This window comes from Caballeronia sp. LZ034LL (genome assembly GCF_031451215.1).
Classification (GTDB): Bacteria; Pseudomonadota; Gammaproteobacteria; order Burkholderiales; family Burkholderiaceae; genus Caballeronia.
The window spans coordinates 2,468,041-2,493,076 of record NZ_JARUXR010000001.1 but is presented as its reverse complement, the minus strand read 5'-3'; the positions used below and the strand labels follow the sequence as shown (position 1 = coordinate 2,493,076).

Here is a 25,036-nt window from a genome sequence, read left to right as displayed (position 1 = left end):
CAACCCGTACACGTTCGCGGGCACCAACGCGACGAGCACGGTATCGGTGGGCGCGCCGGGAGCTGAACGTACGATCACCAACGTCGCGGCGGGGCGCCTTTCCGGCACATCCACCGACGCGGTGAACGGCTCACAACTCTTCGCTTCGAACCAGGCGATCGATCAGAACTCGACCGACATCAGCAACGCGGTCAACTCGATCAACAGTCTCGCGACGACAGGCACGAAGTATTTCCAGGACAACAGTACTGGTCCGGGCGCCACGGCCACAGGCCCCAACTCGGTTGCGATCGGCTCAGGCGCGGTCTCGACCAATCCCGGCGATGTCGCGCTGGGCTCCGGTTCGACGACAGCGCCGGTCGTGAACACGCCGGGAGCCACGATCGGCGGCAACCCGTACACGTTCGCGGGCACCAACGCGACGAGCACGGTATCGGTGGGCGCGCCGGGAGCTGAACGTACGATCACCAACGTCGCGGCGGGGCGCCTCGCGGGCAACTCGACCGACGCGGTGAACGGTTCGCAACTGTTCGCTTCGAATCAGGCGATCGACCAGAACTCGACCGACATCAGCAACGCCATTAACTCGATCAACAGCATCACGAGCACCGGCACGAAGTACTTCCAGGCCAACAGCACGGGTGCAGGCTCCACGGCGACGGGTCTCGATTCGGTTGCCATCGGCTCAGGCGCCGTCTCGACCAATCCCGGCGATGTCGCCCTTGGCGCCGGGTCGACGACAGCGCCGGTCGTGAACACGCCGAACGCGACGATCGCCGGCAGCACGTACACGTTCGCGGGCACCAATGCGACGAGCACGGTCTCGGTCGGCGCGCCGGGCGCCGAACGCACGCTCACGAACGTCGCGGCGGGACGCCTCTCCGCCACTTCGACGGACGCCGTGAACGGTTCCCAGCTCAACGCGACGAACCAGGCTGTCGGCAGTCTGCAGGCTCAGGTGACGACCATCTCGAACACGGCGGGCGCGGCGGGCAACTCGGCCGTGAAGTACGACGCCAACGCCAACGGTACGCCCAACTACAGCAGCGCCACGCTGAACGGCGTGACCTACAACACGGCCACGCATACCGGCGGCACGCTGCTTCACAACGTGGCGTACGGGGTGGCCGGGGGCGATGCGGTGAACGTCGATCAGTTGAACGAGGCCATCGGCAGTGTCGAGAACATGGCGCAGGCAGCCAGCAGTCCGCTCGTCGCCGCCAACGGCGATCGTGCGACCGAGGCCGCCGTCGCCAGCGGCGTCCATTCGACCGCGCTCGGCGCCAGTGCCAGCGCGACCGGCACGCAGGCCGCGGCGCTCGGCTACAACGCCAGCGCGACCGGCACGCAGGCGGCCGCCATCGGTTCAGGCGCCCAGGCAAGCGGCGCCAACTCGGCGGCGGTCGGTACCGGCAGCCAGGCGACGGGCGCGAACTCGGTCGCGCTCGGCTCTAACTCGGTGGCCAGTCGCGACAACACCGTGTCGGTGGGTGCGCCGGGCAGCGAGCGGCAGATCACGAACGTCGCGCCGGGCACGCAGGGCACCGATGCGGTGAACGTGAACCAGCTGAACCAGAGCGTCGCGCAAGGCGTCAGCCAGGCCAACTCTTACACGGATCAGCAGTTCAACGCTCTCGGCAATCAAGTCAATTCCGTTGCGCGCTACGCCTACTCGGGCGTCGCGGCGGCCACGGCGCTGACGATGATTCCGGACGTCGATCCGGGCAAGACGATCGCGGTCGGTGTCGGCACGGCTACCTACAAGGGCTATCAGGCAGCGGCGCTCGGTGCATCGGCGCGGATCATGGAGAACGTCAAGGTGAAGATCGGGGCCGGTGTCAGCGCTGCGGGCACGGCATTCGGCGCAGGCGCGTCTTATCAGTGGTAACACGCGCAGGCTCCGGCCTGGCGCAGGTGGACGGCGCGTGTCGTCCGCCCGCGAAGGCCCCTGATGGAGATCCTTGATGCGAAGGAACGCACGTCATGAACTTTCAACTTCTTCTTGTGGCGCTCGTCGCGGTCATCGTGACAGGCTGCACGACCTGGTCCTCGCCGATGTCGAACGCCAATCTCCTGACCTTCGGGTCGGGCGATCACGCGTGGCAAGTGCAGTGCGACGGCTTGTTCGCGAGCGATGAGACCTGCATGAAGCACGCGAGATCGATCTGCGAGCAAGAGTCGGTCACGGTGCTCGACGCCGTCGACGCGATGTCGAGCGACGATCCGCGCGAGCTGACTTTTGTATGCGGCGACGTCGCGGCGAGCGCTTCGCGTGACGCATCGGCGGGTTTGGGCGGTTGTCCTGCGCGAGCCGGGCGAGAGGCTGCATTCGACGCGAGGAACGCGGGCCACGCAGGCTCGATTGGACGTGCCGCCGATTCGGACGGCCCTGACGGCGCCTGACGAAACGAGTTGAATGAATCAAGGCGCCGCGGCGCTTCCACGAGCGCCGGCCGCGAGCTTGCCCAGATCGTCCCGAAGCCGCTCGAAGACCGGGTCCCACTCGGCAAAGCTGCTCTGCCGATACAGCGTGGCAGTCGGATACCAGGGGCTGTCCGGACGATCGAGCAGCCAGACCCAGTGCGGATTGACGTCGAGCAGCACCCACGTGCGCTGTCCCAGCGCGCCGCTCAGATGCGCCACCGACGTGCAGACTGAAATCACGAGATCGAGCGCGCCGATGAACGCCGCCGTGTCGTCGAAGCTCTTCAACTCGCCCGTATGATCGGCGATGTCGAACCCCGCAGAGCGCGCGGCGGCGACGTCCGCGGCGGCATCGGGCTGCAATGAATAGAACGCGACGTTATCGAGGTCGCGCAGATACGCTTCGTGCCGTTCCAGTCCCACGCGACGAAACGGATTGCGCTGGTGCGTGCGGCTGCCGGTCCAGGTCAGCCCGACCTTCAGACGCGTTTCTCCCGCAAGGCGCGCGCGCCAGCCATCGACGGTCGCCGGATCAGCCTGCAAATAAGGCACCTGCGATGGAATCGTGTCCTCGCGGGTATCGAAGACGAACGGGAGCGTGACCATCGACACTTCGTAGTCGAATGGCGGCAGCGACTCCAGGCCGCCGCCCAGGGTGAAGTCGTCGACGAAGCGGGCCAGCGTGCGACCGATCAGCCAGCCCATCTGCGGAAACGAGTTCCACACGAGCCGGCCGCCCTCGCGATGCACACGCTCGGCGAGCAGCGGCACGTAGCGGCAGAACTGAAGCAGATCGCCCATCCCTTGCTCGCCCCAGAGCAGCAGCGTCTTGCCCGCGAGCGGCTGGCCGGTCCATGCGGGGCCGGCGAACACCGGCCGTTTGCCGGCCAGTTCCTTCGAGCCGTCCCAGCGCGCCTCGTGTTCCGGCCATCCGGCGGCGTAGTGGCCGCGCAGGAGGTGCAGCATGCCCAGGTTCGAGCGATTCCCGGCGTTCTCCGGGGCAAGTTGCAGCGCCCGGGTGGCGTAGTGCTCGGCGTCGTCCCAGCGCTGGGCTTCGCGCAGCTTCTGTCCGTGATTGCTGACGACGACCGGATCGTCCGGCGCGAGCCTCACGGCCTGTTCGCTCGCCGCGAGCGAGCCCGCGAGGTCGAAGCGCGCCAGACGTACTTTCGCGAGATTGACCCACAGGTTGGCATCGCGCGCATCGTGCGCGAGCGCGGCTTCGAGCAGCCGCGCCGCTTCCGACGACGCCGGATCCCGGTCGAGCAACGCGGCGGCGAGGTTGTTGCGCAGGCTGTGCAGGTCGGGATCGATGGCCAGTGCGTCGCGATACGGCGCAATCGCTTCGTCGTGGCGGTTCGCGAACTGCAGCGCCAGCCCCAGATTGAACTGCGTGATCGCGCTGTGCGGTTCGAGTTGCGCGAGCGTGCGCACGATGGCTTCCGCATCGGCGAGCCGTTGCTCCGCGGCCAGCTGCTGAAGCAGCCCGCCGACGGACGCGCCATCGACCGGAAACAAGTGTCGCGCGGCGTCGAGCCAGGTGTCGCGGACGACGGATTCGTCCCGCTGCTGCGCGCTCAGCGCGTTGCGCAGGAAAGCCTGGAAGACTTCGACCGTGCTGGCTGGCGAATGGCGATTCGATGCAGTCATTGCGTTATGCAGAGCAATTGCCACGCAGGGTTGCACTAAGTTCAGTGTAGGTCGGGCGCCGCGTGGCGTGCGACGGACGAGGCCCGTCCGCCAAGGCAGGCGCGTCAGGGAGGACGGTTGGCTGAAATTATCTCGTAGGCGATGCACATGAATGTCAAGAATCGCAACAATCGCTCGGGCGCCTGCGGAGGGAATTCGGGAATGGGCTGGATCGGGACGAAAAAAAAGGCGTGCCGCAAAGGATGCGCGGCACGCCCAGGCGAAATGCGAGGCTGTCTCTTCACCAAAATGCAGGACTGTCGGCAGAGCGCGCGCCGGAGACTGGCAACAAGTGAGGCGGCTTGTCCAGAGGTCTCGAGTCCCACAGGCATTGATTATTATCTCGTCGAAGATAAATTTCACTCAGAATAGTTCTAAAGTAGGGTCGCTGCGCCAGCTTGTCGAAGCGCCCGATGTCCGCTTTTCCGGGAAAAATTTCTGATTTCGGAGCGAACATTGATTCGCCCTGTTATTAGCGATACCCTTACACCTTTAATGGTCGCCAGATTTCGGTTCAACGCGGGGACAATCGTTTCGTGAGGCGCGCCTGGGCTCTTTCCTGCTTGCTCGGCTTGAGCATCGTTCTCGTCGGGTGCGGCAAGGACGAGCCGCGCAGCCATTCCCAGGAACCGGTCGCGTCCGCTACCCCGGCGCCGGTTCAGCCGGCGGAAGCGGTTCGCCAGGCACAGTCAGCCGCGCCGGCCGCGTCAGGTCAGGACGGCCTGGCCACCGTCCGGATCGCACAGTTGCCGAGGCAGGCGGTCACGACCCTGCGGCTCATCGAGGCGGGCGGGCCGTTCCCTTACGAGAAGGACGGCGTCGTGTTCGGCAATCGCGAGCGTGTGCTTCCCCGGCATCCGCGCGGCTACTACCACGAATACACGGTTCCCACCCCGCGCGCGAGGGACCGCGGCGCGCGCCGCATCGTATGTGGCGGGCCGCGCAGGCAGATCGGCGAGTGCTTCTACACGGACGATCACTACACCAGTTTCAAACGCATTACGGATTAACCAGGGATTAACGGCATGAGCGACAGCATCTACGCGCACGATCACAGCGTCGCGAGTGATCTTTTCGCCACCGGCGATGGCAACCTGTTCCAGCGAGTATTGCGGCTACGCATGACAGAACACGACAACAGACCCGGCGACGAGACCAGTCCCGACGAGTCCCATGCGCTTCACCTGCATGAAGAAGATGCGGAAGCGATGTTCGCCACGGTGCGGCCAAACATCGTCCAGTCCATCCGCGCGTTTCGCGTGCAGGATCTGGCCGACGAGGCCAATCGCCTCGGCCAGCATTTTCTGTATGCGTACCTCGGCCAGGCCCAGAGCAAGCAGGAAATACTGGAAACGATCGCCACGTCGTTCCTGTTTCCGAAGCACTTCGGCAAGAATTACGACGCACTCTATGACTCGCTGACCGAGCTGGTCCACAAGGCGGGTTCGCAGCCGGGGTTCGTGATCGTGCTGGAGCAGCTTCCCATCGCGCAGAAATTCGACAAGGAAGGGCGCGAGGTGCTGCTCGACGTCTTCCGCGACGCGGCCGAATTCTGGGCCGAGCGCAAGGTGGCGTTCCGCGTCTTCTATTCCTTCGTATAAGCCCGCTGCCGTTCCTGTTGCCTCAGCCAGTCAGCCCGATGAGCGCGCCGCGTTCATCGGGCTGATTGCTTATGTGGACACGCGGCCCGCGCGCTTCACCAGCCGCCCCAGCGCGCCGCCAGCGCCGCGAGTACCGCGATGCCGGCCGTCTCGGTGCGCAGCACGCGCGGGCCGAGGCCGAGCGTCGCGAAGCCGGCATCGACAATCGCCTGCTCTTCCGTAGGGGAAAAGCCGGCTTCCGGGCCGATCAGCAGCGTAACCGCGCCATTCGGCGGTTCGACGGGCAAGGCAGCGAAGCTGACTTCCGCGCGCGGCGACAGCAGCAGGCGCAGTTCACCCTCGGCTGCGGCGGGGAGGTCGGCGAGCCAGGCGTCGAGATCGCGCGGCGGAGCGACTTCCGGCACGCGATTACGGCCGCACTGCTCGCAGGCCGCACGCGTCAGCGCCTGCCAGTGCGCCTGACGCCGCAGCGCCCGCTCGCCGGCCAGACGCACGACGCCGCGCTCGGCCGTGAGCGGCACGATGTCCGCGACGCCCAGTTCCACGGCCTTCTCGATGAGCCAGTCCATCTTGTCGCCGCCCGCGATGCCTTGCGCGAGGATCACGCGATAGGGGGGTTCGGCTTCGCGGTCGCTGTATTCGTCGATCCGCGCGAGCGCCGCGCGCTTGGCGATATCGACCAGCTCGGCCTGATATTCGCCGCCGGCGCCGTCGAACAGGGTGATGATGTCGCCCGTCTGAAGGCGCAGCACGTGGACGTGGCGCACGACGGCGTCAGGGAGCGAGAAGGTTTGGCCCGGCGAGAGCGGGCCGTCGACATGAAAACGTGGCATGGAGGGTCGATCGCGGACCGGTGCGCCCGCGGATAGTGAAAATGCCTGGAAGCTCAGCCCAGGTGGCGAGCGATGGCCCAGCGGTAGCCGTCCGGATCCTCGAATTGCGCGAAACGGTCGCCCCAGAACTGGTCCTGCGGCTCGATCAGCGGCTTTGCGCCGACGGCGAGCGCCAGCTGGAAGGTGGCGTCGACGTCGTCCACATACAGATAGAACGACTGCGGCGCCATGTGTCCCGCGGTCTTCGGCGTGCGCGCCTGCGAACCGTACGCGCCCTCGGGGGCGAACATCACGATCAACTGCCCGCGATACATCATCTCCACGTGGATGATCGTGCCGTCGTCGTTCACGCTGTCGCGCACGGTGAAGCCCAGCGCCTTTTCATAGAAAGCGATGCTCACGCGCGCGTCGCGCACCGTGAGATACGGAGTCAGCCAGGGCACGTCGGCCGGGCGAGGGTCGGTCATCGGAAATACTCCTTGAAGCCTTGCTGCTGCGGGTTGTAAGACATTCTGCCATGAAGCCGTACGATCAATCGGCCGCGGGAAACCGTGCAACGACGACCCGCCATGCGCCACGCCGGACGGATTTCGCCTGATGAACGTCCGTTGCGCGCGCGCCGGAGCGTGTAAGGTCGCGGGGTCTTCACACGATGACGCTCTGGAGCGCAACGCGCGGACCGTGTTTTGCACGGAACATGCCCGCGGCCGCGCAAGCGGGTTTGCGCCGGGTCCGCGGCTCCCATGGCCGCTCGGCGGACGGACCGGTCTGTTAGAATGACGGCCTCCCGATCCTCGTCGTTTCTCGTCGTTCCGGTCCTGAAAACGTTGTGTGCCGCGGGTCCGGCGCGAGTGAGACATCCAGCCAGAGAAGCACTGCGGATCTTTCCAGGACCTGCCCAGACTCGACATGACGACCCCGACTTCCAGCCAGACCGCCCCTGTGGCCAAAAACATGGCCAACGCAATCCGCGCGCTCGCCATGGACGCCGTTCAACAAGCCAATTCCGGCCACCCCGGCATGCCGATGGGCATGGCCGAAATCGGCGTCGCGCTGTGGTCGCGCCATCTGAAGCACAATCCGGTGAATCCGCACTGGTTGGACCGCGACCGTTTCGTGCTCTCCAACGGTCATGGCTCGATGCTGCTGTACTCGCTGCTGCACCTCACCGGCTACGACCTGCCGCTCGCCGAACTGAAGAACTTCCGCCAGCTGCATTCGAAGACGCCGGGCCACCCCGAAGTGGGCATGACGCCGGGCGTCGAGACGACCACCGGCCCGCTCGGCCAGGGCGTCGGCAACGCGGTCGGCATGGCGCTGGCCGAGGCGCTGCTCGCCGCCGAGTTCAACAAGGCGGACGCGAAGATCGTCGATCACCACACCTACGTGTTCCTCGGCGACGGCTGCCTGATGGAAGGCATTTCGCACGAAGCCTGCTCGCTGGCAGGAACGCTGAAGCTGAACAAGCTGATCGCGCTGTACGACGACAACGGCATTTCCATCGACGGCCACGTCGAGCACTGGTTCCACGACGACACCCCCAAGCGCTTCGAGTCCTACGGCTGGAACGTGATCCGCGCGGTGGACGGCCATGACGTCGATGCCGTCGACGCCGCCATCGCGGCCGCCAAGAAGTCGGACAAGCCCACGCTGATCTGCTGCCGCACGGTGATCGGCAAGGGCGCGCCGACCAAGGCGGGCGGCCACGACGCGCACGGCGCGCCGCTCGGCGACAAGGAAATCGCGGCGACGCGCGCGGCGATCGGCTGGAACTACGGTCCGTTCGAGATCCCGCAGGACGTGTATGCCGCGTGGGACGCGAAGGAGCAGGGCAAGCACGCGGAAACCGAATGGAACAAGGCGTTCGACGCCTATCGCGCGAAGTACGCCGCCGAAGCCGCCGAATTCACGCGCCGCATGAGCGGTGAACTGCCGGCAAACTGGGCGGAAGCCGCGGCGAAGATCATCGAGGACGCGAACCAGAAGGGCGAAACCATCGCGACTCGCAAGGCCTCGCAGAACACCATCGAAGGTCTCGCGGCCGCGCTGCCGGAACTGCTCGGCGGCTCCGCCGACCTGACCGGCTCGAACCTCACCAACTGGAAGGCCTCGAAGGCGGTCCGCGCGGCGGGCGATCAGGAAAACGCCAACCCGGATCACGCGGGCATCCAGTGGGGCAACCACATCAACTACGGCGTGCGCGAGTTCGGCATGAGCGCGGCCATCAACGGCATTGCGCTGCATGGCGGCTATCGTCCGTTCGGCGGCACCTTCCTGACGTTCTCGGACTACAGCCGCAACGCGCTGCGCGTCGCCGCGCTGATGAAGTCGCGCTCCATCTTCGTGTTCACGCATGATTCCATCGGCCTCGGCGAAGACGGCCCGACGCACCAGTCGGTCGAACACGTCTCCAGCCTGCGCCTGATTCCGAACCTGCAGACCTGGCGTCCGGCGGACACCGTCGAGACAGCGGTCGCGTGGACGCATGCCATCGCGCATCACGGTCCGTCGACGCTGATCTTCAGCCGCCAGAACCTGCAGTACTCGCCGCGCAACGACATCCAGATCGCGAACATCGCGAAGGGCGGCTACGTGCTGCGCGACTGGAACGACGACATCCCCGCGCGCAAGATCATCCTCATGGCCACCGGCTCGGAAGTGCAGCTCGCCATGGAAGCGGTCGAGGCGCTGGCGAAGGAAGGCATCGGCGCGCGCGTCGTGTCGATGCCCTGCACGAACGTCTTCGACAAGCAGGACGCCGAGTATCGCGAACGCGTGTTGCCGAAGGGCGTGGCGCGCGTGGCGATCGAAGCGGGCGTGACGGATTTCTGGCGCAAGTACGTGGGCCTGGAAGGCGGCGTGGTCGGCATCGACACGTTCGGCGAGTCGGCGCCGGCCGGCGCGCTGTTCAAGCACTTCGGCTTCACGGTGGAGAACGTCGTCAAGACGGCGAAGGACGTGCTCGCGGCGTGAACGCGCTTGCCTCCACCAGCGGACAAGGTTTTTTTACCATCAGGAGATAGACCATGACGATTCGCGTTGCAATTAACGGCTACGGCCGCATCGGCCGCAACACGCTGCGCGCGTTCTACGAGAACAGCAAGAAGCATGACATCGAGATCGTCGCGATCAACGATCTGGGCGATGCGAAGACCAACGCCCACCTGACGCAGTACGACACGGCGCACGGCAAGTTCCCGGGCGAAGTCTCGGTAGACGGCGACTACCTCGTCGTCAACGGCGACAAGATCCGCGTGCTGGCCAACCGCAACCCGGCCGAACTGCCGTGGGGCGAGCTGAAGGTCGACGTGGTGTTCGAGTGCACGGGCTTCTTCACGACGAAGGAAAAGGCCAGCGCGCACATCAAGGGCGGCGCGAAGAAGGTCATCATCTCGGCGCCGGGCGGCAAGGACGTCGACGCGACCATCGTGTACGGCGTCAATCACAACGTGCTGAAGGCATCGGACACGGTCATCTCGAACGCGTCGTGCACGACCAACTGCCTCGCGCCGCTGGTCAAGCCGCTGAACGACAAGATCGGCCTGGTGAACGGTCTGATGACCACGATCCACGCCTACACGAACGACCAGGTTCTGACGGACGTGTATCACGAAGACCTGCGCCGCGCGCGCTCGGCCACGCACAGCCAGATCCCGACGAAGACGGGCGCGGCTTCGGCGGTCGGCCTCGTGCTGCCGGAACTGAACGGCAAGCTGGACGGCTATGCCATCCGCGTCCCGACGATCAACGTCTCGGTGGTGGATCTGTCGTTCATCGCCGCGCGCGACACGACGGTGGAAGAAGTCAACAAGATCATGAAGGACGCGGCGGAAGGCGAGCTGAAGGGCATTCTCGGCTACAACGACGCACCGCTGGTCTCGATCGACTTCAACCACAACCCGGCTTCGTCGAGCTTCGATGCGACGCTCACGAAGGTGTCGGGCCGTCTCGTGAAGGTGTCGAGCTGGTACGACAACGAGTGGGGCTTCTCGAACCGCATGCTGGACACGGCCGTGGCGCTCGCCAACGCCAAGTAACCTGCACTGCGTTTCAGTCTCAGGCATGCAAAAGCCGCTCCTCGGAGCGGCTTTTTTTTCGACTTCGGGTTGTGTGTTGCGTGGGTTCAGCCGAGCTTCTCGCGCAGGAAAGAGACGACATAGGGCGTGGCCGCCGCCGCGACCGTCGATGCCGTGCCCGGGTCCATGCCCATGCGCGCCGCAATCGATTCGGCGATGCGTCCCGTCAGCACGCCTTCACCGCCTTCCTCCATCGACTTGAAGAAGCCGTCGCCGCGTACCAGGCCCGACGCGAACGCCGCGAAGAAGCTCTTGCCGGGATGATCGCCCAGCAAGCCTTCATGCTGTTCCTCCACGTGCGCGTGGGCGGTTTCCGCCGCCGTGCCGAGGATCTGCTGGCTGTCTTCGGTGCTGAAGCCCTGGTCGGCGAGCGCCTGGGTGGCTTGTGCGCCGTGTTCCGACGCGAGAAATTCTGAAGCGAGTTGTTGCATGTCCATCGACGCTGCTCCTGTTGGTATTCAGTCAATTGCAGGGCAGCGCAAGCGCATGGAAAACTTCGGCGCATGCGGCCCTTGCTGAGACCGCGAAGCGTCGGAGAAGTGCCGGCGCGCTAGCGTTTCGGCACCGGAAAATGCACGCCCGCCCGCTGCGCCGCATTGACGATATGTCCTTCGATCGCCTCGCCGGCCGCTTCGCCGTCGCGCGCCTTGAGCGCTTCGATGATCGCCGCGTGTTCGTGGTACGTGGACAGCACCAGTTCCCGCCGATAGAAGGGCAGGCGCTGGCTCTCCTTCATGATGTCGGCGCTGCCGCGCAGGATCGATTCGATGGCCGCGTTGCCCGCAAGACTCACGATGCGCATATGGAACGCGAAGTCGAGCTGCGCGGCTTCTTCGAGCGCCGCTTCGGTCAGCGCGCCATGCAGGGACGCGAGGTTGTCGTCGAGCCAGTCGACGTCCGCGTCGCCGATGGAATGCGCCGCCAGCCGCGCGACGAAGCCTTCCAGCGCGAAACGCATCTGATACGTGTCCGGCAGCGACGCCTGGTCCGCGAAACGCCACGGATGCGTATTGCTCGCCTGCGTGCTGCTTACATACACGCCCTTGCCGGGGCGGATATGCAGCATGCCGAGCGCTTCGAGCGTGGAGAGCGCTTCGCGCAGCGAGGCCCGGCTGATCGCCAGTTCTTCCGATAACTGCCGCTGCGCCGGCAGCAGGCTGCCTACCGGATACACGCTCGATTCGATGCGCTCGCGGATGGTCGCGATGGCCGCGTCGGTGACGGTGTGCGGAACGTTTTTCATGGAGGAAGGGGTGCTTTGGCCGGTCTGACCGCCATTGTATGCGCGTCCCGCCGACGCGTGTGAACGACCGTTCCATGGCCATTTCCATGCCGGTTACGCACAGGGTAAACCGTTATCAATGCTTCCTTGACGCCGCTATATCGGCTTTCTAATATTCCCCATCACAGCACTGGTCCGACCAGTCGGAACAGTTGCTCCGGAGGTGAGACATTACACGAGGAGACGGTCGTGTCGAGATTTCTGAATTCGCTGTTCGGCAGGGTGATGATCGCGCTGGTCATCGGTATCGTGGTCGGCGCGCTGTTTCCGCATTTCGGCCAGTCGCTGCGGCCGCTGGGCGACGGCTTCCTGAAGCTGATCAAGATGGTCATCGGGCCGATCGTGTTCTGTGTCGTGGTGAGCGGCATGGCAAGCGCAGGCGATCTGAAGAAGGTCGGGCGCGTCGGGCTGAAGGCGGTGGTCTACTTCGAGATCATGACCACGCTGGCGCTGGTGATCGGCGCGATTCTCGCGTGGATCACGCGGCCGGGCGTCGGCATGAACATCGACCTGCATACGCTCGATGCCTCCGCGCTCTCCACCTACACCGAGCATGCCAAGAGCCTCAAGGACACGGCGGGCTTCCTGCTGAAGATCATTCCCGACACGGCCGTCGACGCCTTCGCGAAAGGCGACATCCTGCAAGTGCTGGTGTTCGCGGTCCTGTTCGGCTCGGCCCTCTCGATGCTCGGCAGCAAGGCGCAGCGCGTGACGGTGTTCATCGACGAACTCTCGTCCGTGTTCTTCCGCATCATGGCGTTCATCATCAAGCTGGCGCCGCTCGGCGTGCTCGGCGCGATCGCGTTCACGACAGGCCAGTACGGCGTCGCGTCGCTCAAGCAACTGGGCCTGCTGGTGATGGTGTTCTATGCCAGCTGTTTCCTGTTCGTGTTCGTGGTGCTCGCGGTGGTGATGCGGCTCGCGGGCTTCTCCATCTTCAAGCTCGTGCGCTATCTGCGTGAAGAACTGTCGATCGTGCTCGGCACGGCGTCCTCGGATGCGGTGTTGCCGCAGATCATGCGCAAGCTCGAATGGATGGGCGTGAAGGATTCCACCGTCGGCCTGGTGATCCCGACCGGTTACTCGTTCAACCTCGATGGCTTCTCGATCTACCTGACGCTCGCGGTCATCTTCATCGCACAGGCCACCAACACGCCGCTGTCGCTGCACGATCTGATCGTGGTCGTGCTGGTCTCGCTGGTGACGTCGAAGGGCGCGCACGGCATTCCGGGCTCGGCCATCGTGATTCTCGCGGCGACGCTCTCCGCGATTCCCGCGATTCCCGTGCTCGGGCTCGTGCTGATCCTGCCGGTGGACTGGTTCGTCGGCATTGCGCGCGCGGTGACGAACCTGATCGGCAACTGCGTCGCGACCGTGGTCGTCGCGGTGTGGGAGAACGACATCGACCGGGTGCGTGCGAAGCGCGTACTCGACCAGGACGCCGACTATCGCTTCGTGCCGGCCGCGCCGGACGCGGCGCACGGCAACGAACCCGCGCACGCAGTCTGAACATCCAAGCAAACGCAAACACAACCGCAGCCGAAGGAACCTGACATGGCCAATCCGCTTCTCCCCGCCGACGCTCCCGCATTCGCCCGCCGCTACATGAACCTGGCCGATCCGCGCCTGGGCGCGCAGGCGCTCTTCGCCAGCGATGAATTCTTCGCGCCGAAGTCGCGCATGCTGGAGCCGCAGCCCGCGGTGTTCATCCCCGGCAAGTACGACGAACACGGCAAGTGGATGGACGGCTGGGAGACGCGCCGCAAGCGCACGACGGGCTACGACTACTGCATCGTCAAGCTCGCGCGCGCGGGCGTGATTCACGGCATCGACATCGACACGAGTCACTTCACCGGCAACTTTCCGCCGGCGGCTTCCATCGATGCCTGCGTGAGCCACAGCGCCAATCCGCAGGAAGACGGCGACTGGCGCGAGATCGTGCCGTCGACGACCCTCAAGGGCGATCATCACCACTATCTCGAGATCGCCGACAGCCGCGCCTACACGCATCTGCGCGTGAACATCTATCCGGACGGCGGCATCGCGCGGCTGCGGGTGTACGGCCAGCCGAAGACGGATTTCTCGCGCGTCGAACGCGGCACGCTGCTCGATCTCGCGGCGCTCGAAAATGGCGCTTCGCTGGTCGCGGCGAACGACCAGCATTTCGGACCTGCGTCGCAGATGCTCATGCCCGGGCGCGGCGTCAACATGGGCGACGGCTGGGAAACGCGGCGCCGGCGCGAGCCCGGCAACGACTGGGCGATCGTCGCGCTCGCGCATCCCGGCGTGATCCGCGCGATCGAAGTCGACACCGCGCACTTCAAGGGCAACTATCCGGACCGCTGTTCGCTGCAGGCGGCGCGGGTTGTGGGCGGCACCGACGAATCGCTCGTCACGCAGGCGATGTTCTGGCCGGTGCTGCTCGACGAGCAGAAGCTTTCCATGGACAGCGTGCATCGCTTCGAGCACGAACTCGCCGCGCTCGGCCCGGTGACGCACGTGCGCTTCAACATCTATCCGGACGGCGGCGTGTCGCGGCTGCGGATCTTTGGAGCAATCGAATGAAAACGCTGACGCTGGAACCGCTCACGCGCGAAGCTTTCGCACCGTTCGGCGATGTCATCGAACTGGAAGGCGCGCGCCATTTCCCGATCAACGCCGGCACGACCGAACGCTTTCACGATCTCGCGCGGGTGGACATCGGTTTCGAGAACGGCGGGCGTCCGCTCATCAACCTGTTTCGCGGCCAGCCGCGTCCGCAACCGGTCGTCATCTCGATGATGGAGCGTCATCCGCTCGGCAGCCAGGCGTTCGTGCCGCTCGCGGACGTGCGCTATCTCGTGGTGGTGGCGCCGGCAGGCGAGTTCGATGCCAGCGCGTTGCGCGCGTTCTATGCGCGCGGCTGGCAAGGCGTCAACTATGCGCGCGGCGTGTGGCATCACCCGTTGATCGTGCTGGACCGGGAAGGCGATTTCATCGTGATGGATCGCGGCGGCGACCAGCCGAACTGCGACGAACTCGACTTGCCCGAGCGCTGCACGCTGATCGAACCGGCCGCGCGCGCTGCGTGATGTCGACTGCGAAATGCAGTTGCGAATCGCTCGCATAAGCAAAACGCGAAACGTACGGGCGAAGTAAAACCGCCGTCCATCGACAAGATGGACGGCGGTTTTTTGCATCCGGCGCCGCGTGATCAGCGGCGCGCGACGCTCAATGCTTGCGGTGCGGGCAGTTTTCCTTCGTGCATGCGCCGTACAGCGCGAGCGCATGCTCGTGGAGCTTGAAACCGCGTTCCTTGGCGATCGATTGCTGACGGCGTTCGATCTCCGCGTCGAAGAACTCCTCGACGCGGCCGCAGTCGATGCAGACGAGGTGATCGTGGTGCGATCCTTCGTTCAGCTCGAACACGGCCTTGCCCGATTCGAAATTGCTCCGCGACAGCAGGCCGGCTTGCTCGAACTGCGTGAGCACGCGATAGACCGTGGCGAGACCGATATCCAGCTCTTCGTTGAGCAGGTTTCGATACACGTCTTCAGCGGTCAGATGGCGCACCGGGCTGTGCTGGAAAATCTCGAGAATCTTGAGGCGGGGCAGGGTCGCCTTGAGCCCGATATTTTTGAGATCGGCGGGATTGGTCATGGCTAGGCATCCCTAGAGTACAATTCAAGGTTCTCATAGTAATGCGTTTTTCCGATTCCCGACATCCCGCGTGCTTGCGTCGCGTATGCTTGCGGGCGGGTCGGACGAAGCGAGCGCGGACGTCAAGCGCCTCGCGTGAAAGGTGAAATGTTTTTTCAATCTTTATCGAATAGCAGGGAGAGCCATCGCATGCGGGGAACCGTGATCGCAGCAACCTTGGCCGCATTGCTCGCCGGCTGCTCGGCGTACGACAGCGTCACGCAGAAGATCGCGCAAAGCATCACACCGTATCGGATCACGGTCGTGCAAGGCAATTTCGTTTCGGCGGAAGCCGCCGCGCAGATGCAGGTCGGCATGTCGCGCGACCAGGTGAAGCAACTGCTGGGCACGCCGCTGCTCATCGACATGTTCCACGCGGACCGCTGGGACTACGTCTTCTACTTCAAGCGCGGATCCACCGCCGTCGTGCAGCAGCGCGACTTCGTCGTAAACTTCGCGAGCGACCGCGTGGTGAGCTGGTCGGGCGGCGAAAACCTGCCGTCGAACCTCGAACTGCTCGCCGAAATCGACGGCGACAAGGGCGTCAAGGTCGCCAAGACGGCGCCTGGCGCCGCGGCGGCAGCTCCGGCATCGGCGGCTTCGGCCGCGTCGGGCGTGGCGGTCACGGCGCCGGCGGGCGAGCCGTCCACGCAGCCGAACGCGTCGAATGCCTTTGCCGGCGACGCCAACCAGCAGGCCGCGCAAGCCGCCAACCGCGCGACGGCGCAAGTGGAAATGCCCGCAGGTCGTCAACGTTCTTCGGCATTCAGCAGCGCGCCGACGAGCGCGGGCGGCGCGCCGGGTGCGGGCGGCGCCTCGGGCAGCAACTCGCAGATCCAGCTCCAGCGCAAGCCGCAGACGATCCAGATTCCCGACAGCAGCGCGGTCGGTCCGGCGAGCACATCGCCCGCGCCGGCCGGAAGCAACAGCGGCCAGCCGCAGTTCACGATGCCGCAGTAGAGTCAGTCGGTCCGGACTCGAGTGCCGGGTCGCCTTGCTGAAACATCGCACTGAACCACCACGCCCCGGCTGCGCGCCGGGCGCGGTTCATCAAACGAGATTGCCATGAAGATCGCCATCGCCGGCGCATCGGGCCGCATGGGCCGGATGCTGATCGAAACCGTTCTCAACGATCCCGACGCCCAGCTCGTCGGCGCACTCGACCGGCCCGGCGTGCCGCAACTCGGCCAGGACGCGGGCGCGTTCCTCGGCAAGACGACCGGCGTGCTGCTGACCGACGACATCGAGCGCGTGTTCGCCGACGCCGACACCCTGATCGACTTCACGCGCCCCGAAGGCACCCTCGTTCACATGGAAGCGGCGCTGCGCCACAACGTCAAGCTGATCATCGGCACGACCGGTTTCTCGGAAGAGCAGAAGGCGCAGCTGAAGCAGGCCGGCGAGAAGATCGGCCTCGTATTCGCGCCGAACATGAGCGTCGGCGTGAATGTCACGCTGAAGCTGCTCGAATTCGCCGCGCAGCATTTCGCGACCGGCTACGACATCGAGATCATCGAGGCGCACCATCGCCACAAGGTCGATGCACCCTCGGGCACCGCGCTCGGCATGGGCGAAGTCATCGCGAAGGCCCTCGGCCGCGACCTGAAGGACTGCGCCGTGTACGCCCGCGAAGGCGTGACGGGCGAACGCGATCCGTCGACCATCGGCTTCTCCGCGATTCGCGGCGGCGACATCGTCGGCGATCACACCGTGCTGTTCGCGGGCATCGGCGAGCGCATCGAGATCACGCACAAGTCGGCCAGCCGTCTCTCCTACGCACAAGGCGCGCTGCGCGCCGCGCGTTTCCTGCAGAGCCGCGACAAGGGCTTCTTCGACATGCAGGACGTGCTCGGCCTGCGCTGATACCGCCGCGCGACCATGGCCGCCACGGGCGTCATCCACTATCTGCAATCCGGCGACGCCGTCACGCACGCGGTCGCCAGCCTGCTGCTCGCGATGTCCCTCGCCAGCTGGTGCTTCCTGCTCATGAAGGCGTGGATCCTCGCGCGCGCCAAATGGCAGGGTCCGCGCGCGCTGCAGCGCTTCTGGCAGTCGGCGACGCTCAAGGACGGCATCGGCGCGTTGCGGCGGGCCGATCGCGAACGCGTCTTCCTGCCGCTCGCCGAGGCCGCCTGGCGCGCGTCCGAGGCGGACATGCCGGGCGCGCTGCTGTCGCGCGTCGAACGCAATGAGCGCGTGCTGCGGGCATTGCGCCAGGCGATGCTCAGCTCACAACGCCGTCTCGAATTCGGCCAGGTGCTGCTGGCCTCGGTGGGCAGCACCGCGCCGTTCGTCGGCCTGCTCGGCACCGTCTGGGGCATCTATCACGCGCTGTCCAGCATTGCGTCGAGCGGGCAGGCGATGATCGAGAACGTCGCGGGGCCGGTCGGCGAGGCGCTCATCATGACGGCCTTCGGTCTGGTCGTCGCGATTCCCGCCGTGCTCGCCTACAACGTGCTCGGCCGCTACGTGCGGCAGATTTCCGAGGAACTCGACGGCTTCGCCCACGACCTGCACGCGTTCGTGTGCGGCACGGCGGACACGGAGCGCACATGGCCTTCGGCGGACTAGACAAGCACGCGAACGGCCAGCCGATGGCCGAGATCAACATGACGCCGCTCATCGACGTCATGCTCGTGCTGCTCGTCATCTTCATCATCACGGCGCCGCTGTTCACGCACGCCATCCGCCTCGACCTGCCGAAGGTCTCGTCCCAGCCGGCGCGCGAGACGCCGCAGACCATCACGCTGTCGATCGACGACACCGGCAAGCTCTACTGGAACGACACGCTCATCGGCGTGGAGCAGATGCGCGCGCGCTTCGTCGAGGCGGGCCGCGCGGCGCAGAAGCCGGAACTGCATCTGCGCGCCTCCAGCGCGACGCGCTACGACGTCATCGCGCAAGTGATGGGCGCGGCGCAGCAGGCGGGGATCGAGCGCATCGGCTTCGTCACACAACCAAACCAACAGCCGGCGCAGCAGTCGGCGCGTTGAGTTCGCGCGGCGCGTGCATGCGCCTGACGTGCCGCAACGAACGGTATAATCGCGATTTGCCCGTTTTTGCGCGGATTGCCTCCGCCGGCGGGCCGACATTCGACGCCGCGCCGGTCCGGCACACGAGACCCCGTGACCCCGCGGCGCCAGGATCAGCCGTTTGCCATCACGAGAGCGGCGGGTTCCGAGGTCCGTTCCCAGCCTTAGCGTAAAGCCACCACACCATGCACGATAAATACGTACCCGCCGACGTCGAATCCGCCGCGCAAACCACCTGGCGCGCGAACGACGTCTACCGGACGACCGAGACGTCGGCCAAGCCCAAGTTCTATTGCGTCTCGATGCTGCCGTATCCGTCCGGCAAGCTGCACATGGGTCACGTGCGCAACTACACGATCAACGACGTGATGTACCGTTATCTGCGCATGAACGGCTACAACACGCTGATGCCGATGGGCTGGGACGCGTTCGGCATGCCCGCCGAGAACGCCGCGATGGCCAACGGCGTGCCGCCGGCGAAGTGGACGTACGAGAACATCGCGTACATGAAGAAGCAGATGCAGTCGATGGGTCTCGCCATCGACTGGTCGCGCGAAGTCGCCACGTGCTCGCCCGAGTACTACAAGTGGAACCAGTGGCTGTTCCTCAAGATGCTGGAAAAGGGCATCGCCTACAAGAAGACCGGCACCGTGAACTGGGACCCGGTCGACCAGACCGTGCTTGCCAACGAACAGGTCATCGACGGACGCGGCTGGCGTTCGGGCGCGCTGGTGGAAAAGCGCGAAATCCCGATGTACTACCTGCGCATCACCGATTACGCGGACCAACTGCTCGACGACCTCGAAGGCCTCGGCTGGCCCGAGCGCGTCAAGGTCATGCAGCAGAACTGGATCGGCAAGAGCTTCGGCGTGAACTTCGGCTTCCCGTATGAGATCGACGGCGAAGCGAAGCTGCTGCGCGTCTTCACCACGCGCGCCGACACCATCATGGGCGTCACCTTCGCGGCGGTCGCGGCGGAGCATCCGCTCGCCACGCGTCTCGCGCGCGACAACGCGGAACTGCAGGCGTTCATCGACGAATGCAAGCGCGGCGGCGTGGCGGAAGCCGACGTCGCCACGATGGAAAAGAAGGGCGTGCCCACGGGCTTCTTCGTCACGCATCCGCTGACGGGCGCGCAGGTCGAAGTGTGGATCGGCAACTACGTGCTGATGTCCTACGGCGAAGGCGCGGTGATGGGCGTGCCGTCGCACGACGAGCGCGACTTCGCCTTCGCGAAGAAATACCGCCTGCCGATCAACCAGGTGATCGATGTCGAAGGCAAGACCTATTCGACCGACGCCTGGGAAGAATGGTACGGCGACAAGACCGCGGGCAAGCTCATCAACAGCGGCAAGTACGACGGCCTCACCACGGCGGACGCCATCGACGCGATCGCCGCTGATCTCAAGGCGAAGGACCTCGGCGACAAGCAGATCACCTGGCGCCTGCGCGACTGGGGCATCTCGCGCCAGCGCTACTGGGGCACGCCGATCCCGATCATCCATTGCCCTAAGTGCGGCGACGTGCCGGTGCCTGAAAAGGACCTGCCGGTCGTGCTGCCGGAAGACCTCGTGCCGGACGGCTCGGGCAATCCGCTGGCGAAGTCGGAAGCGTTTCTGAACTGCACCTGCCCGACCTGCGGCGCCGACGCGAAGCGCGAAACCGACACGATGGACACCTTCGTCGACTCGTCGTGGTACTTCTCGCGCTACGCGGCGCCGGACGCCACGAGCATGGTCGACGAACGCACCGACTACTGGATGCCGATGGACCAGTACATCGGCGGCATCGAGCACGCGATCCTGCACCTGCTGTATTCGCGCTTCTGGGCCAAGGTCATGCGCGACATGGGTCTGGTCAAGTTCGGCGAACCCGCGAAGAACCTGCTCACGCAGGGCATGGTGCTGAACGAGACGTTCTATCGCGAGGACGCCGCCGGCAAGAAGACCTGGTACAACCCGCTCGACGTCACGGTCGCGCACGACGACAAGGGCCGTCCGAGCGGCGCGACGCTCAATGCCGACGGCCAGCCGGTCGTGCTGGGCGGCGTCGAGAAGATGTCGAAGTCGAAGAACAACGGTGTCGATCCGCAGACGCTGATCGACCAGTACGGCGCGGACACCGCGCGCCTGTTCGTGATGTTCGCGGCGCCGCCGGAGCAGTCGCTCGAATGGTCGGGCGCGGGCGTGGAAGGCGCGAGCCGCTTCCTGCGCCGCGTGTGGCACTTCGGACACGACAACGCCGCCGCGCTGCGCCAGCACGGCAAGCTCGACGCCGCGAAGCTCGGCGACGCCGACCGCGCGCTGCGCCGCGAGATCTACACCGTGCTCAAGCAGGCCGATTTCGACTATGGCCGCCTGCAGTACAACACGGTCGTGTCCGCCGCGATGAAGATGCTCAACGCGCTGGAAGGCGCGAAGCAGGCGGGCGAGGGCGTGCTGAACGAGACCTTCGGCGTGCTGCTGCGCGTGCTGTATCCGGTGGTGCCGCACGCAACCTTCCAGTTGTGGTCGGAACTCGGTTACGCCGACACCTTCGGCCCGCTGCTCGACGCGCCCTGGCCGAAGGTCGACGAAGCCGCGCTCGAACAGGCGGAAATCGAACTCGTGCTGCAGATCAACGGCAAGGTGCGCGGCGCGCTGACCGTGGCGAAGGACGCGTCGCGCGAGGCCATCGAGCAGGCGGCGGTCGCGCATGAAATGTTCGGGAAGTTTTCTGAAGGACGCACGCCGAAGAAGGTGATCGTGGTGCCGGGGCGTCTCGTCAACGTGGTCGTGTAATGCGTCCGATGCCCAAAACCAAGGAGTCGATGTGACCGGAAAAGCCTTCGAAAAAGGCATCAGCAGGCGTTCGTTCCTCGCGCTCCTGGGCGGCGCGGCTGTGCTGTCCGCGTGCGGCTTCCAGCTGCGCGGACAGCAGGACTATGCGTTCAAGCGGCTCGCGATCAGCGGCGGGGTGCCGCAGATGGTCGGGCGCCTCGAACGCATGATCCAGGGCGGCAGCGATACGGTGGTGGTCAAGGCGTACGAAAAGCCGGACGCCACGCTGCGCCTGACGGAAGGCCAGGGCATGCGCACGCTCAGCCTGAACTCGCAGGGCGTCGTGCAGGAATACGAGCTCGTCTACAGCCTGAATTACACGCTGGTCGGCGCGGACGGCACCTTGCTGATTCCGCCGAGCGTGATTGCGCTGAACCGCTCGATGACCTACAGCGACCAGTACACGCTCGCCAAGGCGCAGGAATCGACGCTGCTCTACACCGACATGCGCAACGACGCCGTCGATCAGCTGACGCGCCGCCTCGCCACAGTGCGCTCGCTGCATCCGGCGCCGGGCGAGCAGACGCCGGGCGTCGCGCCGCGCGCGCCGCTGCCGGTGCCGCCGCTTTGAACGCCAGCGAACTGCGCGCATGCAACTGAAGCTCGACGCGCTCGACGCGCATCTCGCGAAAGGCCTGAAGGGGCTGTACGTCGTCCATGGCGACGAGCACCTGCTCGCGCAGGAAGCGTGCGACCGCATCCGGGCCGCCGCGCGCGCAGCCGGCTTCACGGACCGCTCGGTGTTCACGGTCGAGCGCGGTTTCGACTGGAGCGCGCTGCTCGGCGCTACCCAGTCGATGTCGCTGTTCGGCGACCGCCAGCTGATCGAGCTGCGCATTCCCACCGGCAAGCCGGGCAAGGAAGGCGGGGAGGCGCTGAAGGCGCTCGCCGCCGCCGACAATCCCGACGTCGTCACGCTCGTCACGCTGCCGCGGCTGGACAGCGCGACGCAGAAATCGACGTGGTTCGGCGCGTTGCTCGGCGCGGGCGTCACGCTGAAGATCGATGCAATCGAGCGCGCACAACTGCCGATGTGGGTCGGCCAGCGGCTCGCGCAGCAGGGCCAGCGGGTTCCGCCCGGCGAGGACGGACGGCGCGCGCTGGCGTTCATCGCGGAACGGGTGGAAGGCAACCTGCTCGCCGCGCATCAGGAAATCCAGAAGCTCGGTTTGCTGTATCCGGAAGGCGTGCTCAGTTTCGAGCAGATTCACGATGCCGTGCTGAACGTCGCGCGCTACGACGTGTTCAAGCTCAACGAAGCGATGCTGACCGGTGACGTCGGCCGGCTCGCGCGCATGCTCGACGGCCTGAAGGGCGAGGGCGAAGCGGCCGTGCTCGTGCTGTGGACGCTGGTCGAGGAAGTGCGCACGCTGTTGCGCATCAAGCGCGGCGTCGCGGCCGGCAAGCCGCTTGCCACGTTGATGCGCGAGAACCGCGTGTGGGGACCGCGCGAGCGGCTGATCCCGCCGGCGCTGGCACGGGTGACGGACGAAGCTCTCGAAAAGGCGCTCTCGCTGGCGGCGCGGCTCGATCGTCAGGTGAAAGGGCTGTCCGGCGGCACGGGCAAACGCGGCAGCGAGACGCCGCCCGATCCGTGGGCCGGCATGTTCGAACTCGCGATGGCGGTGGCGCATGGCGGCCAGCCGGGGCGGACCGCGGCGGCAGCTTCGGCGGCAACCTCGGCGACACGACCGCGTCGCTAAGTTGCGTCACTGAGTTGCGTCAACAAGGCGCGGCCGTCGCGGCCTGTTTCAGGCGGCGACCCGGCTTAGAATGAATCTTCGCGGCGTCCGGCTCGCGGACCCCCGTCCGGCACCGGCGAGCGCGCAGAAAACACTGCGGATCAGCGGCATCAGGAAGAGACTCACGATGAACATCGACCAGTACATGACCGACCTCGGCCGCCGCGCCCGCGCGGCGTCACGCGCGATGGCGCGGGCCTCGACGGCGGCGAAGAACGCCGCGCTGCTCGCGGTGGCGGACGCCATCGCACGCGAACGCGAGGCGCTCAAGCAGGCGAACGCCCGTGACCTCGCACGCGCGCGCGAGAAAAGCCACGACGCCGCGTTCATCGACCGGCTGACGCTGTCCGACAAGGCTCTCGACACCATGGTCGAAGGCCTGCGCCAGGTGGCCGCGCTGGCCGATCCGATCGGCGAGATCAGCGGCCTCAAGTTCCGTCCGAGCGGCATCCAGGTCGGGCAGATGCGCGTGCCGCTCGGCGTGATCGGCATCATCTACGAATCGCGTCCGAACGTGACCATCGACGCCGCCGCCCTGTGTCTCAAGTCCGGCAACGCGACCATCCTGCGCGGCGGTTCCGAGGCGCTCGAATGCAATACGGCGCTCGCGAAACTGATCGGCGTCGGGCTGGAAACGGCGGGCCTGCCGCAGGACGCGGTGCAGGTGGTGGAGACAGCGGATCGCGCGGCGGTCGGCAAGCTGATCACGATGACCGAATTCGTCGACGTGATCGTGCCGCGCGGCGGCAAGAGCCTGATCGCGCGGCTGATGGAAGAAGCGCGCGTGCCGATGATCAAGCATCTCGACGGCATCTGCCACGTCTACGTGGACGACCGCGCGGATCTCGTGAAGGCCGCGCCCGTCTGCGACAACGCGAAGACGCATCGCTACGGCACCTGCAACACGATGGAAACGCTGCTGGTCGCGCGCGGCATCGCGGATGAAGCGCTGCCGCTGCTCGCGCGTGCGTATCAGGCGAAGGAGGTCGAGTTGCGCGTGGATGCCGCCGCGCGCGCCGTGCTGGAGGCGGCGCAGGTCGGCGGACTCGTCGACGCCACCGAAGCCGACTGGAGCACCGAATATCTCGCGCCGGTGCTGGCGGTGAAGATCGTCGAAGGGCTGGACGAAGCCATCGACCACATCAATACCTACGGCTCGCATCACACCGATGCCATCCTCACCGAAGACCACGACCGCGCCATGCGTTTCCTGCGCGAAGTGGATTCGGCGAGCGTGATGGTCAACGCTTCGACTCGTTTCGCCGATGGTTTCGAATTCGGGTTGGGCGCGGAGATCGGCATTTCGAACGACAAGCTGCACGCGCGCGGTCCGGTGGGTCTGGACGGACTGACCTCGCTGAAATACGTCGTGCTGGGGCGCGGCGAAGTGCGTCAATAACCTCGCGAAAGCCAACAAGACCGATGCTCTGGATCAAATCGCTGCACATCGTGCTGGTCGCCTCGTGGTTCGCGGGACTGTTCTATCTGCCGCGCATCTTCGTGAACCTCGCGATGGAAACCGACCCCAAGGCCACCGCCCGGCTCCTGCTGATGGCGCGCAAGCTGTTCCGCTTCATGACCTTCATCGCGGTGCCGGCGCTGGCGTGCGGGCTGTGGCTGTGGCTCGTCGTCGGCATCGGCGCGGGGCAGGGCTGGCTGCACGCGAAGCTCACCATCGTCGCGCTGATCATCGTCTATCACGCGTATTGCGGCCGCCTGCTGCATACCTTCCAGCGCGGCGAAAACAAACGCTCGGACAAGTGGTATCGCATGTTCAACGAGCTGCCCGTGCTCGGCCTGCTCGGCGCGACACTGCTCGTGGTCGTCAAGCCTTTCTGATCTTTCTGGTGTCTCCCGCGT

At 65.7% G+C, this 25,036-nt stretch carries 23 protein-coding genes and 2 pseudogenes; 19 read left to right on the top strand and 6 right to left on the bottom strand.

The window, feature by feature from the left end:
- The coding region (locus tag QCE83_RS11455) for a YadA family autotransporter adhesin (RefSeq protein ID WP_309809784.1) at positions 1-1,888 on the top strand (1,888 nt) is incomplete at its 5' end.
- 95 nt (positions 1,889-1,983) lie between these two features.
- Positions 1,984-2,403, top strand: a complete 420-nt coding sequence (locus tag QCE83_RS11450; protein ID WP_309809781.1) for a hypothetical protein — start codon at positions 1,984-1,986, stop codon at positions 2,401-2,403.
- An 18-nt stretch (positions 2,404-2,421) separates the two neighbouring features.
- Here the strand turns inward: QCE83_RS11450 and QCE83_RS11445 are convergent, their stop codons facing one another.
- Complete coding sequence (locus QCE83_RS11445; RefSeq protein ID WP_309809779.1) at positions 2,422-4,074, bottom strand: tetratricopeptide repeat protein; 1,653 nt, start codon at positions 4,072-4,074, stop codon at positions 2,422-2,424.
- A 575-nt stretch (positions 4,075-4,649) separates the two neighbouring features.
- Here QCE83_RS11445 and QCE83_RS11440 point away from each other — a divergent pair.
- The 3 genes and pseudogenes from QCE83_RS11440 to QCE83_RS11435 form a co-directional block, all read left to right on the top strand.
- Positions 4,650-5,123, top strand: a complete 474-nt coding sequence (locus QCE83_RS11440) for a ribonuclease (RefSeq protein ID WP_309809777.1) — start codon at positions 4,650-4,652, stop codon at positions 5,121-5,123.
- A gap of 15 nt (positions 5,124-5,138) precedes the next feature.
- Positions 5,139-5,246, top strand: a pseudogene (locus QCE83_RS35125) (barnase inhibitor); the annotation flags it as partial.
- Between the two features lie 75 nt (positions 5,247-5,321).
- Positions 5,322-5,714: pseudogene (locus QCE83_RS11435) on the top strand (barstar family protein); the annotation flags it as partial.
- Between the two features lie 95 nt (positions 5,715-5,809).
- Here QCE83_RS11435 and QCE83_RS11430 read toward each other — a convergent pair.
- Together QCE83_RS11430 and QCE83_RS11425 are read right to left on the bottom strand one after the other, a co-directional pair.
- On the bottom strand, positions 5,810-6,547 hold the full coding sequence (locus QCE83_RS11430; protein ID WP_309809773.1) for a 16S rRNA (uracil(1498)-N(3))-methyltransferase: 738 nt from the start codon (positions 6,545-6,547) through the stop codon (positions 5,810-5,812).
- A gap of 53 nt (positions 6,548-6,600) precedes the next feature.
- Positions 6,601-7,014 carry a VOC family protein gene (locus QCE83_RS11425; protein WP_309809771.1) on the bottom strand — a complete coding sequence of 138 codons (414 nt, stop codon included), beginning with the start codon at positions 7,012-7,014 and terminating at the stop codon, positions 6,601-6,603.
- Between the two features lie 487 nt (positions 7,015-7,501).
- Here QCE83_RS11425 and tkt point away from each other — a divergent pair, with 487 nt between their 5' ends.
- Entirely contained in the window at positions 7,502-9,520 is a 2,019-nt protein-coding gene (gene tkt / locus QCE83_RS11420; RefSeq protein WP_404984518.1) for a transketolase, read from the top strand.
- Between the two features lie 53 nt (positions 9,521-9,573).
- Positions 9,574-10,584 (top strand): type I glyceraldehyde-3-phosphate dehydrogenase, encoded by a 1,011-nt coding sequence (gene gap / locus QCE83_RS11415; RefSeq protein WP_309809767.1) that lies wholly within the window; start codon positions 9,574-9,576, stop codon positions 10,582-10,584.
- 86 nt (positions 10,585-10,670) lie between these two features.
- Here the strand turns inward: gap and QCE83_RS11410 are convergent, their stop codons facing one another.
- Positions 10,671-11,060: a hypothetical protein gene (locus QCE83_RS11410; RefSeq protein ID WP_309809765.1), complete on the bottom strand. Its 390-nt coding sequence runs from the start codon at positions 11,058-11,060 to the stop codon at positions 10,671-10,673.
- Positions 11,061-11,173: 113 nt separating this feature from the next.
- Positions 11,174-11,866 carry an FCD domain-containing protein gene (locus QCE83_RS11405; RefSeq protein ID WP_309809763.1) on the bottom strand — a complete coding sequence of 231 codons (693 nt, stop codon included), beginning with the start codon at positions 11,864-11,866 and terminating at the stop codon, positions 11,174-11,176.
- 228 nt (positions 11,867-12,094) lie between these two features.
- Here QCE83_RS11405 and QCE83_RS11400 point away from each other — a divergent pair, with 228 nt between their 5' ends.
- The 3 genes from QCE83_RS11400 to QCE83_RS11390 are packed head-to-tail and all read left to right on the top strand — an operon-like array spanning position 12,095 to position 14,976.
- Entirely contained in the window at positions 12,095-13,414 is a 1,320-nt protein-coding gene (locus QCE83_RS11400; RefSeq protein ID WP_309809761.1) for a C4-dicarboxylate transporter DctA, read from the top strand.
- Positions 13,415-13,459: 45 nt separating this feature from the next.
- Positions 13,460-14,470 carry an allantoicase gene (gene alc / locus QCE83_RS11395; RefSeq protein WP_309809759.1) on the top strand — a complete coding sequence of 337 codons (1,011 nt, stop codon included), beginning with the start codon at positions 13,460-13,462 and terminating at the stop codon, positions 14,468-14,470.
- Entirely contained in the window at positions 14,467-14,976 is a 510-nt protein-coding gene (locus QCE83_RS11390; RefSeq protein WP_309809758.1) for an ureidoglycolate lyase, read from the top strand. Before alc ends, QCE83_RS11390 begins: the two co-directional genes overlap by 4 nt.
- A 139-nt stretch (positions 14,977-15,115) precedes the next feature.
- On the opposite strand, the gene fur is transcribed toward QCE83_RS11390, so the two are convergent.
- Positions 15,116-15,544, bottom strand: coding sequence for a ferric iron uptake transcriptional regulator (fur, locus tag QCE83_RS11385; protein WP_309809755.1), 429 nt, complete (start codon positions 15,542-15,544; stop codon positions 15,116-15,118).
- A 189-nt stretch (positions 15,545-15,733) separates the two neighbouring features.
- Here fur and QCE83_RS11380 point away from each other — a divergent pair, with 189 nt between their 5' ends.
- From QCE83_RS11380 to QCE83_RS11340, 9 genes are all read left to right on the top strand, one after another.
- Positions 15,734-16,543 carry an outer membrane protein assembly factor BamE gene (locus tag QCE83_RS11380; RefSeq protein ID WP_309809753.1) on the top strand — a complete coding sequence of 270 codons (810 nt, stop codon included), beginning with the start codon at positions 15,734-15,736 and terminating at the stop codon, positions 16,541-16,543.
- A 105-nt stretch (positions 16,544-16,648) separates the two neighbouring features.
- Complete coding sequence (gene dapB, locus QCE83_RS11375; RefSeq protein ID WP_309809751.1) at positions 16,649-17,446, top strand: 4-hydroxy-tetrahydrodipicolinate reductase; 798 nt, start codon at positions 16,649-16,651, stop codon at positions 17,444-17,446.
- Between the two features lie 15 nt (positions 17,447-17,461).
- Positions 17,462-18,154, top strand: a complete 693-nt coding sequence (locus tag QCE83_RS11370) for a MotA/TolQ/ExbB proton channel family protein (protein ID WP_309809748.1) — start codon at positions 17,462-17,464, stop codon at positions 18,152-18,154.
- On the top strand, positions 18,136-18,576 hold the full coding sequence (locus QCE83_RS11365; protein ID WP_309809746.1) for a biopolymer transporter ExbD: 441 nt from the start codon (positions 18,136-18,138) through the stop codon (positions 18,574-18,576). Before QCE83_RS11370 ends, QCE83_RS11365 begins: the two co-directional genes overlap by 19 nt.
- A gap of 224 nt (positions 18,577-18,800) precedes the next feature.
- The gene (leuS, locus tag QCE83_RS11360; protein ID WP_309809744.1) at positions 18,801-21,395 is read left to right on the top strand and encodes a leucine--tRNA ligase; all 2,595 of its coding nucleotides are present in this window, start codon (positions 18,801-18,803) and stop codon (positions 21,393-21,395) included.
- 58 nt (positions 21,396-21,453) lie between these two features.
- Positions 21,454-22,005: an LPS assembly lipoprotein LptE gene (gene lptE, locus QCE83_RS11355; protein ID WP_309811672.1), complete on the top strand. Its 552-nt coding sequence runs from the start codon at positions 21,454-21,456 to the stop codon at positions 22,003-22,005.
- A 19-nt stretch (positions 22,006-22,024) separates the two neighbouring features.
- A complete protein-coding gene (gene holA, locus QCE83_RS11350) occupies positions 22,025-23,137 on the top strand; it encodes a DNA polymerase III subunit delta (RefSeq protein WP_309809742.1) in 1,113 nt (370 codons plus the stop codon).
- A gap of 166 nt (positions 23,138-23,303) precedes the next feature.
- A complete protein-coding gene (locus QCE83_RS11345) occupies positions 23,304-24,575 on the top strand; it encodes a glutamate-5-semialdehyde dehydrogenase (RefSeq protein WP_309809740.1) in 1,272 nt (423 codons plus the stop codon).
- Between the two features lie 23 nt (positions 24,576-24,598).
- A complete protein-coding gene (locus QCE83_RS11340) occupies positions 24,599-25,015 on the top strand; it encodes a CopD family protein (protein WP_309809739.1) in 417 nt (138 codons plus the stop codon).
- Positions 25,016-25,036: the final 21 nt, after the last annotated feature.